This window comes from uncultured Adlercreutzia sp. (genome assembly GCA_910585575.1).
Taxonomy (GTDB): Bacteria; Actinomycetota; Coriobacteriia; order Coriobacteriales; family Eggerthellaceae; genus Adlercreutzia.
Genome location: CAJUFS010000020.1, coordinates 34,639 through 43,855, shown reverse-complemented (window position 1 = coordinate 43,855; position 9,217 = coordinate 34,639). Strand labels below are relative to the sequence as shown.

General features: G+C 64.0%; 9 protein-coding genes and 2 tRNA genes (1 of these 11 cut by a window edge). 5 read left to right on the top strand and 6 right to left on the bottom strand.

Going from position 1 to position 9,217, the window contains the following annotated elements:
• A partial coding sequence (gene rplT, locus QZ307_RS04190; RefSeq protein ID WP_295996295.1) for a 50S ribosomal protein L20 occupies positions 1–204 on the top strand: 204 nt, incomplete at its 5' end.
• A gap of 357 nt (positions 205–561) precedes the next feature.
• Here rplT and QZ307_RS04185 read toward each other — a convergent pair.
• From QZ307_RS04185 to QZ307_RS04175, 3 genes are all read right to left on the bottom strand, one after another.
• Positions 562–969: a hypothetical protein gene (locus tag QZ307_RS04185; RefSeq protein WP_295996292.1), complete on the bottom strand. Its 408-nt coding sequence runs from the start codon at positions 967–969 to the stop codon at positions 562–564.
• A gap of 199 nt (positions 970–1,168) precedes the next feature.
• The gene (locus QZ307_RS04180) at positions 1,169–2,656 is read right to left on the bottom strand and encodes a DEAD/DEAH box helicase (protein WP_295996289.1); all 1,488 of its coding nucleotides are present in this window, start codon (positions 2,654–2,656) and stop codon (positions 1,169–1,171) included.
• Positions 2,657–2,870: 214 nt separating this feature from the next.
• The gene (locus tag QZ307_RS04175) at positions 2,871–4,265 is read right to left on the bottom strand and encodes a glycosyltransferase (protein WP_295996286.1); all 1,395 of its coding nucleotides are present in this window, start codon (positions 4,263–4,265) and stop codon (positions 2,871–2,873) included.
• A gap of 174 nt (positions 4,266–4,439) precedes the next feature.
• Between QZ307_RS04175 and QZ307_RS04170 the strand changes: the two genes are divergently transcribed.
• The gene (locus QZ307_RS04170) at positions 4,440–5,393 is read left to right on the top strand and encodes a glycosyltransferase family 2 protein (protein ID WP_295996299.1); all 954 of its coding nucleotides are present in this window, start codon (positions 4,440–4,442) and stop codon (positions 5,391–5,393) included.
• 103 nt (positions 5,394–5,496) lie between these two features.
• Here the strand turns inward: QZ307_RS04170 and QZ307_RS04165 are convergent.
• Positions 5,497–5,571: transfer RNA gene (locus QZ307_RS04165), tRNA-Glu, on the bottom strand.
• A 105-nt stretch (positions 5,572–5,676) separates the two neighbouring features.
• Between QZ307_RS04165 and QZ307_RS04160 the strand changes: the two genes are divergently transcribed.
• Positions 5,677–6,081 carry a GtrA family protein gene (locus QZ307_RS04160; protein ID WP_295996284.1) on the top strand — a complete coding sequence of 135 codons (405 nt, stop codon included), beginning with the start codon at positions 5,677–5,679 and terminating at the stop codon, positions 6,079–6,081.
• Positions 6,082–6,265: 184 nt separating this feature from the next.
• Positions 6,266–7,219, top strand: a complete 954-nt coding sequence (locus QZ307_RS04155; RefSeq protein WP_295996281.1) for a diacylglycerol kinase family protein — start codon at positions 6,266–6,268, stop codon at positions 7,217–7,219.
• Positions 7,220–7,287: 68 nt separating this feature from the next.
• Here the strand turns inward: QZ307_RS04155 and QZ307_RS04150 are convergent, their stop codons facing one another.
• Both QZ307_RS04150 and QZ307_RS04145 read right to left on the bottom strand, forming a co-directional pair.
• Positions 7,288–8,301: a chitosanase gene (locus QZ307_RS04150; protein ID WP_295996279.1), complete on the bottom strand. Its 1,014-nt coding sequence runs from the start codon at positions 8,299–8,301 to the stop codon at positions 7,288–7,290.
• Between the two features lie 125 nt (positions 8,302–8,426).
• A tRNA-Arg gene (locus QZ307_RS04145) sits at positions 8,427–8,502 on the bottom strand.
• Positions 8,503–8,606: 104 nt separating this feature from the next.
• On the opposite strand from QZ307_RS04145, the gene QZ307_RS04140 reads away from it, so the two are divergent.
• Positions 8,607–9,217, top strand: the beginning of a protein-coding gene (locus QZ307_RS04140; protein ID WP_295996276.1) for a class I SAM-dependent RNA methyltransferase. Its footprint extends 775 nt past the window's final position; 611 of the gene's 1,386 nt are visible here — the first part of the coding sequence; the start codon lies at positions 8,607–8,609; its stop codon lies beyond the right edge, outside the window.

Below are 9,217 nucleotides of genomic sequence, written 5' to 3'. Positions count from 1 at the left end.
CGCAACAAGAAGCGCGAGATCCGTCGTCTGTGGATCACCCGCATCAACGCTGCGGCCCGTATCAACGGTCTGTCCTACTCGGTGTTCATGAACGGCCTGAAGAAGGCCGGCGTGGTGCTCGACCGCAAGGTGCTCGCCGACATGGCCGTCAACGACGCCCCGGCGTTCGCCGCTCTGGTGGAGGTTGCCAAGAAGGCCCTGTAGCTTTCAGCGTCTTACCCGCTTACGAAGAGAGGCCCGATCATCGATCGGGCCTCTCTTGTTGTGTTGGGAAAACTCACCCAGGGGCGCTCATTTGGCTTGAAAACTGCGGTTTTGGAACAGGAAGTGGCCAAATGACGCTTAGTTTCCCCGAAATGGCTTCAGTTCGTCGGTTTTGGAACGCAAAAGGAAGCGCAGCGTTCTAAATTCGCAGTTTTCAAGCCAAACCAAGGGTGCGAAGGAGGAATTGCTCGAGAAGTCGAGTTGAAATGCGAGCTGACGTGCGAGCGGTGAAGCGGGCGGTGGCGCGACGTGCTGCGCGCCGTGCGGCGGCGACGAGCGACGGCGCCAAGCGGCGCGTTACCCGTGATTGACGACGAGCTTGCGCTCGATACGGGCAAACAGGTCGTCCAGCTCGTCAAGGGGGCCGTCGTCCCGATAGGCCTCTGCGAGGGTTTCCTCGCCCAGAAGGGTGCGATGCAGATAGCTTTGGGCGGCTTCGGAAGGGGCGCTGGCCGAAGAGAGCACGTACTCGATGCCCGCTGTCTCAAGCTCGCGTCCCAGGTCGGCATTGAGCATGCCGGCGATGAGCACATTGATGTTCATTTGATTCAGCGTGCTCACACATTCCTTCAGCGTAATGCCCATGTTGGGAACATTGGAGCACCCGGAGATAATTCCGTTGGTTACCGTGTAGCACGTAAAACTTGAACAGCGACTTGCCTGAGGGGCTACCTCGAGACCATCGCAGGCTACCGCGATCTTCATTTAGTTCCCTTCCCTTTAAAACCAAGCCAACGATACCCGAACTTGTGGCGGGGAAATGTGGAGAGCGGTCAGCGGAATATATGGGAAAGGAATGGAGTGGCTGGTCGAGAGGGGTTGCCGCTGACCGTGGAATCGGTGCAATTCTCCTTTCGGCCGCAGAGGCTGCGGCCGGCGATGAGCTTGTTGGCAGGCACTCTGTCTACTTGCGACGGCCGGTGCGCTTGGCGGCCACAGCGGCGCGATGGGCGCGACCGGGACGGAAGTCGCTGCCGTTGCCGCCGGGGACCGAAGCTGCGCCCTTGCGGTTTTTGGCGCCTTTGCCGGCGGCTGCGCTCTTGGCACGGGCTGCGGTAGCGCTCTTGCCCGCCGAGGCGTTCTTCGCAGGCTTCTTCTTGCGAGTGCCGCGCTGGCGAGCTTCGGCGGCTTCCTCTTCCGCGCGTTCCTTCGCCTTGGCCTTGCGCTTCTCCTTCTTCTTCAGTTCGCGAGCGGCCTGGGCCAGCTCCGGGTCGCGCTTCGCATTGGCGCGTGTGGCGCGCTCGGCGGCCTTGGCCGCCGATTCCTCCAGGTCGAACCCGGCTACCTCGATTTCGGGAATGGAGCGCTTGATGAGCTTCTCGATGGCTGCCAGCTCGTCTTTGTTCTCGGGGCAGGCAAAGGTGACGGCAAAGCCCTCGGCGCCGGCGCGGCCAGTACGCCCGATGCGGTGCACGTAGTCCTCGGCTTGGGTGGGCACGTCGTAGTTCACCACGTAGGCCACCTCGTCGACGTCGATGCCGCGGGCCAGCACGTCGGTGGCGACGAGGATATCGGTCTCGCCCGAGGCGAAGTTGTCGAGGGCGCGCTTGCGCTGGTTTTGGGAGCGGTCCGAATGGATGGCCTCGGCGTGGTAGCCGGCGCGCTTGAGCTTGCGACAGGCCGCGTCGGCGCGATGGCGCGTGCGGGCAAAGACGATGACGCGCTGATGGCCGCGCTCCTTCAGCAGAGCGGCGAGCAAGTCGGGCTTCAGGGCGTGGGGCACGTGGACCAGGTACTGCTCCACGGTGTCGGCCGTCTCGCCCTTGGCGGCAATTTGCACGATGGCCGGATCGTTCAGCATGGTGTCGACTTGGCCGAGCACCGAGTTGTCGATGGTGGCTGAGAACAGCAGGGTTTGGCGAGTGGCCGGGGTGGCCTCGACGATGCGGCGCACCGAAGGGAGAAAGCCCATGTCGAGCATGCGATCGGCTTCGTCGAGCACGAGGATTTGCACCTCGGAGAGGTCGACGGCCTTCTGGTTCATGAGGTCGATGAGGCGGCCGGGGGTGGCGATGAGCACATCGACGCCGCGGGCCAGTCGGTCGATTTGCGGATCGATCTTCACGCCGCCCACTACCGTGGCAACCCGCAGGCCGCGGGTGCGCGCGATGGTCTGGCACACTTCCTGAATCTGCATGGCCAGCTCGCGGGTGGGCGTGATAACGAGCATGGCCGGGCTCTTCTTGCGTTGGGCCTTGCCCAAACGGTCGAGCGAGGGCAGCGAGAACGCCGCGGTCTTTCCCGTGCCCGTTTTGGCAGCGGCGATGATGTCGCGCCCTTCCAGGGCCAGGGGAATGGCCTGGGCTTGGACGGGCGTGGGCTCCGTATAGCCCAGCTTGTCCACGGCGGCAAGGACGTTGTCGGAAAGGCCGAGGTCGGCAAATGCGGTCATTGAATTCCTTTCAGTTGTTCATAAAGAACGCGACGGCCAAAACAGACAGATATGATGCAGCCGTCAGCGATAAATCCGAGGTTTGATGCAGTTTCTTGTTTCATGATGCCACGTTTGCCGCAGAAATAGGCGCACGATGCATCAATCCACCTCCTTTTTGCCCGTAGCGGCGCTCACTTGCTGCCGAAAGCAGTGATGCGGATCGGCGGCAACGCTAGCGGGTGTGGGCGGGCTTGTGGCCCCAGTAGAAGTGCAGGAAGTGTTTGGCGCGCAGCTTCGGATCGCGGGGCGGCTCCTTCATGATCAGGTCGAAGGTGGCCTGCGCAATATCCTGGGCGGCATGGGGGCGTCGCAGAAGCGACGCGTTGATGAGCATGGCATCGGCCGAGGCCGTGTGATCGTCGATGTGGCGCAGGGTGTCCAGCAGCTCGCGGGGCGTGGCAGCGGCCATGGCGGCCCCGGCGCCGGTCAGCATGCGCACGTTGGCCTTTTCCTGCCCGTAGGCGCGGCCGAGCAAGATCATGGGAGCCTTCGCGCACAGGCATTCCGTAACCGTGAGACCGCCCGACTTGCAGATGACCAGATCGCTTGCTTCCATGAGCTCGGCCATGTTGTCCACGTAGTCGAGCACGGTGACGTTGGTCAGCCCCAGCTCGGCTACGCGGCGACGCACGGAAGCGGCGTAATCTTCATCGGCGCCGGCCACGATAACGAGGTGCAGCGTGCTCATAGTGTGCATGAAGGGCAGGATTTGATCGAGGTTGTCGCGGAAGTGCACATAGGGCTGGGGCAGTTTCGCGCCGGCCAAGGCCAGCACCAGCTGCTTGTCGTCGGGGACGCCCAGGCGCTTGCGCGGCGCCGTGCGATCGTAGCGGCGGCTAAAGGCGGGGCTCGCCGGGATGCCGGTGATGAGGATGCGGTCTTCGGGCACTTTGCGCGGGCGCAGGGTCTCGGCCATGTGCTCGTTGGCAACGCAGAACAGATCGGTGTGCAGGTGCGGCCACAGGCCCTCGGCCTCGTAGTCGGTGGGTACGCAGACAATGGGGAAGCCCAGGCCGGTGAGCATGCGGGCGCTGACGGCCACGTTGGCCGCCGTGATGTGGGTGCACACGATGGCCTTCGGCTTCACTTCGCGCACATAGTCGACGAACTTCGGGTACATGATGCGCGCCCAGATGGTGCCACCGCCCCACAAAAGGCGTCCGGTAAGGGTGTAGCGCCAGGTGAGATCGTAGAACGGCCGCGTCCATCCTGTGAACATCGAGGCAGTTTTGTCGCCGTCGAACACGATGCGTCCGAAGTCGAGGATATCGAGCACCTCGGTGCGGGTGCGTGCTTCGAGCTGCTTTTCGGGAGTGTCGGGGTGCAGGGCCGCCTCGACGCTCAGCTCTTCGAAGGCCTCGGCGATAGCGTAGGCCGCGCTGCGGTGGCCCGAGCCTACGGATGCGTGTACGATGAGGACGACGTCGCTATCGGGGGCATCCTGCTCCGATTTCGCGAGAGGGGCGGCTGCGGTGCCCCGGGTGACGAGCGCGTCGTCTGCATGCGGGGCAGGGGAGAGTTCGGCCGAGGGCGAGAGCGCTTCGGCCTGTGTGTTCTGTGATTCCATGGGTCTATCATACCGTATTTCGCCAATGGTAACGGATGGGTCGTCATTTTCCTTCAAACCAGTGGTGCCGCAGGTCAATTTCGGTTAGGATGATACAACCCGTCAACGATTGTCGAGGAGTTTTTCGTGACTGAGTTACCCACCCTGTCCAACCCCGAGGCCCGGGCCGCCGCCGTGGAGGCCGCCTGCGAGGGCGCCGGCGTGGCCGTGCTCGTGCCCTGCTACAACGAGGCCGTCACCATCGGGAAGGTGGTGGACGACTTCAGGGCCGCGCTGCCGAGGGCCACGGTCTACGTCTACGACAACAACTCCGACGACGACACGGCCCGCATCGCCGCCGAGCACGGCGCCGTGGTGCGCCGCGAGAGCCGCCAGGGCAAGGGCAACGTGGTGCGCTCCATGTTCCGCGACATCGACGCCGACTTCTACCTCATGGTGGACGGCGACGACACCTACCCGGCCGAGGCCGCCGCGGCCCTTCTGGCCCCGCTGGCCGCCGACGAGGCCGACATGACCGTGGGCGACCGCCTGTCCAACGGCAGCTACGGCGAGGAGAACGACCGGCCCTTCCACGGCTTCGGCAACAACCTCGTGCGCCGCCTCATCCGCGTCATCTACGGCTACTCCTTCGACGACGTCATGACCGGCTACCGCGCCTTCTCGCGGGCCTTCGTGAAGACCATGCCCGTCATGAGCGAGGGCTTCCAGATCGAGACCGAGATATCCATCTGGGCCGTGGACCGGCGCTGGCGCGTGGCCGACGTGCCCGTGGACTACCGCGACCGGCCCGCGGGAAGCGAGTCGAAGCTCTCCACCTTCTCCGACGGCATGCTCGTGCTGGCCGCCATCGCGAGCCTCTTCCGCGACTACCGGCCCATGGCCTTCTTCGGGTGGCTGGCGCTCGTGCTGGCCCTGCTCGGCCTGGCGGCCGGCGTGCCGGTCATCGGGGAGTACTGGGCCACGGGCTTCGTCTCCAAGCTGCCCTCCGCCGTGCTGGCCGTGGCGCTCATGATCGTGGCGGCCCTGTCGCTGACGGCCGGGCTCATCCTGGACACGGTGGCCAAGAGCCACCGCCGCCAGTGGGAGATGAGCGTGTATCGGGTGATGGAGGCCCAGAAGCGCGGCTAGGGCGATTGCGCCGCAGCCTAAGGCGGCCCCAAAAATGACACCCGTTGGCCCGCGGCCGCCGGGCAAAAAGAAAGGGAGAACCGAAGTTCTCCCAGGTCAATCATGGTGCCCCCAACGGGAATCGAACCCGTATTTCAGCCTTGAAAGGGCCGCGTCCTAACCGTTAGACTATGGGGACGGTTCAAAACAGCTTGCTTAGTATGGCAGAGCAGGCGCGGCTTTGCAAGAACAAACTTGGGAAAACTCGACGGATGCCGCGGCATTCGGAGAAACGGAAGGGACCATGGAAAAGCTCGTACGGCAGTTCATGAAATTCGGCGTGGTGGGCCTTATCGCTTTTGCCATCGACTACGGCCTGATGGTGGCCCTGACCGAACTGGCGGGAATCAACTATCTCGTCAGCGCCACGATTTCCTTTACGGTGTCCGTGGTCTTCAATTACGTGGCCTCTATGCGCTACGTGTTCACCCATAAAGAGGGGCTCTCCCGCCGGCGCGAATTCATCATTTTCGTGGTGCTCTCAGTGGTTGGCCTGGGGCTGAACGACCTGCTCATGTGGATCGGCACGTCGCTGTGGGATATCAGCTATCTCATTGTGAAGATCGGCGCCACGGCTCTGGTCACCATCTATAACTTCATCACGCGCAAGATCTTCCTCGATGGGGAAACAGGGGCCGTGCTGGAGTAGCGCCGGTAAAGCGGGGGCTGTGCTGGAGTAGCGCCGTAACAGGTTGCGCTTTACTCCTTGCCCGCCGCGCTCAACAGGGGGCCTCTCTTTTTAACGGAACCCCTCCAAGCCATCGGGATGCTAAAGGCCGAGAAAGACGACTGGTAAAATGAGGCTAACATTCGCATCGACGAGGAGGCCTGCCGTGGTTCCCGCTCCTGAAACCGGAAAAATTGCCCTCATTGCCAATCCCGTGGCTAAAAGTGGCCGAGGAGCCGCCGCGGCCGACGAGGCCACGCGTCTTCTGTGGTCGCGCGTGGGGGAGGAGCGCGTCGAAGTGTTCTATACCGCACGTCCGCGCCATGCCACTGAGCTGGCGAAGCAGCTGGGCCCTGAAGTGGGCTGCGTCATCGCCCTCGGCGGCGACGGCTTGGTGAACGAGGTGGCTTGCGGCCTGATGGAGCGTCCGGCTGACGAGCGTCCCGCCTTGGCCGTCATTCCCGTGGGCTCTGGCAACGACTACGCGGCCACGCTGGGCATGGCGTACTCGGTGGTGCCGGCCATCAGCCAAATTCTGCACTTCCGCACCGTGCGGGCCGATGTGGGCTGCGTGAACGGCCGCTACTTCGTGGAAACGCTTTCCTTCGGCCTCGACGCCGCCATCGCGCTGGACACCATGGAGCGCCGCAAGCGCTCGGGACGGGCGGGCACCATGCTGTATCTGGAAAGTGCCGTGGACCAGCTGTTCAACCACCTGGACACCTATCGGTTCAGCCTGCGCATCACCGATCCGGCGGTGGGCGAGGAGCCGCAAACCGTCGAGGGCGAGGCTTACCTCGTGGCCTCGCAGATCGGCCCCACCTACGGCGGCCATTTCCGCATCACGCCCGAGGCCTCCATCGAGGACGGCCTGCTCGATCTGTGCTGGGCCACGCCGAAGCTCATTCCCATGCGTGCCTTGGCCATTTTGCTGCGCGCCCGCGCCGGCAAGCACGTAGGCAGCTCCCATGTGCACTTCGCGCGGGCCAAGAAGGTGGAGCTCGATTTCGAGAAGGAGCCGCCTGCCCAGATAGACGGTGAGAAGATTACCGGCACCCATTTCGTTATCGAGTGCATTCCCGACGCCCTGACCGTGGTGCTGGGCGAGCCGCGAAGGTAGGCGGGAGGCGGCGGTAGGGGGTGCCGCGTCGTTTCGGGAAGTGCCGCGGACGCAACGGGGACGCTTCGCTATTTCAAGGTGAAGCGATCGCCGTACATGGTCCAGGTGAGCGGGCGCGTCAGAGAGAAGTTCTTGTCGTCGATGAAGGAGCGCTGGGTCTTGATGCGGGAGAGGTCGCTGTGGGCCTCCTCCTGCAGCATAACGGCGCTGCGCACCGCCAGGAAGGCTTTCAGGTAGGCGCCCTCGCTGCCGCCCCGCGCCGGCGTCTTCGCCTTTTTCAGCGCCTGAGCGCGCATGCCGTGGAAGCTGGCGCTGTCAGAGCCCGGGCCATGCATAACCAGGGCATCGTAGTAGATGAACTGGCCTAAGGGGCCGAGCCCGTCGGTGCGGGCCGCCTTGAGGGCCGGGTCGAGGTACTGCTCCTTCACGATGCGGTTCTGCGCCGCTACCATTTTCGCGTCCTTGGCCGCTTTCTTCCAGGCACTCACGAACGGAGCGCCGAGCCCCCGATGGGAGGCGGTGCCGTTGACGGCGCGCAGCGCGGGCAGGAAGCGCTTCAGGCCGTTGCCTTTGGGCTTGAGGGACACATAGGTTTCCACCACGTCCAACAGATCTCCCGTGGCCGAGGTGAAGCCGATGATGCCGCAGGTGTAGCCGCGGCCGTCGCCGATGTCCTCGATGTAGCCGTAGGTGCTACGGTAATCGGTGGTGGAGTTCTCGGCGCTCGACACCAGAGAGAAGGCCGTGGCGCGAAGGGTTCCCGAGGCGATGGTGGCGGTTTTCTTCGGTGCCTTTTTCACTGTGAGCGCACAGGTATAGGTTTTTGCTCCCACTTTGGCTTTCAGGGTGCAGCGGCCGGCCTTCTTAGCCTTCACCTTTCCTGCGGCGCTGACCGTGGCCACCTTTTTGTTGCTGGAGGCCCAGCGGGCCTTCTTCGCGTTGCGGGGCAACTTGAGGGTGAGGGTCTTGCCCACGGTAAGCGTGCGCGCCTTGAGCTTAACCGTGCGTGACTTCTTGGTGCTGGCGGATGTGGCGTGGGCCTGATCGGGATTACCGAGAGGCGCCAGGATCGACGCCGGCACGCAAAGAGCGCTGGCGACAAGGACGGCGAGAAAGAGACGGAATGGTTTCATAGCCCCCGCTTAGGTCTTGGATTCTTGGGAAGACGCTATAGTACGGGGCGCAAAAGGGAAGTGCAAGTAAAAAATGGTGCCCTCGACAGGATTCGAACCTGCGGCACCTTGCTCCGGAGGCAAGTGCTCTATCCCCTGAGCTACGAGGGCACGCTCGTCGGCCCCAATGGCGGGGCGCTGCGCTATTATAGATCAACTCATGGGATGCCACACGAAAACGGCGAAATACCCCACAGACGGGAAAGGACTCTCCGGTGAGCGAAACCATAACCATCGAGCGCATGGCCTACGGCCCCGAGGGCATCGGGCACCTGGAAAACGGCAAGACGGTGTTCGTCGAAGGGGCGGTAACGGGCGATACGGTGGCCGTCGAGCTTACCGAGGACAAGCCCCGTTTCGCCCGCGGTCGAGCGGTGGACGTGCTCGAGCCGTCGCCTCAGCGCGTGGCGGTGCCGTGCCCGGCCGGCTGCGGCGGGTGCCTCTGGGCGCCCCTGGCCTACGAGGCCCAGCTAGCGGCGAAGCGCGACGCCGTGATCAGCGCTTTGGTGCGCACGGCCAAGCTGCCGGCCGATCAAGCCGAGGCTTTGGTGGCGGCTTGCGTGCCCTCGAAGCGCCAGTGGGGCTACCGCAACAAGTTAGAGCTGGCCTGCGGCACCGATGCCGCCGGTCGCCTTGTGCTGGGCATGCGCGCGGCGGGCACCGACCAGCTGGTACCGCTCGAAAGCTGCCCCTTGGCTCATCGGAATATCGAGGGTGCGCCCAAGGCCCTGCGCGGGGCGCTGCGCTACCTTTCGGGCGCCGACGACCTGGGCATCTTCCGCGTGGGGGTGCGCGGCAGCCTGCGCACGCGCGACGTGGAGATTGC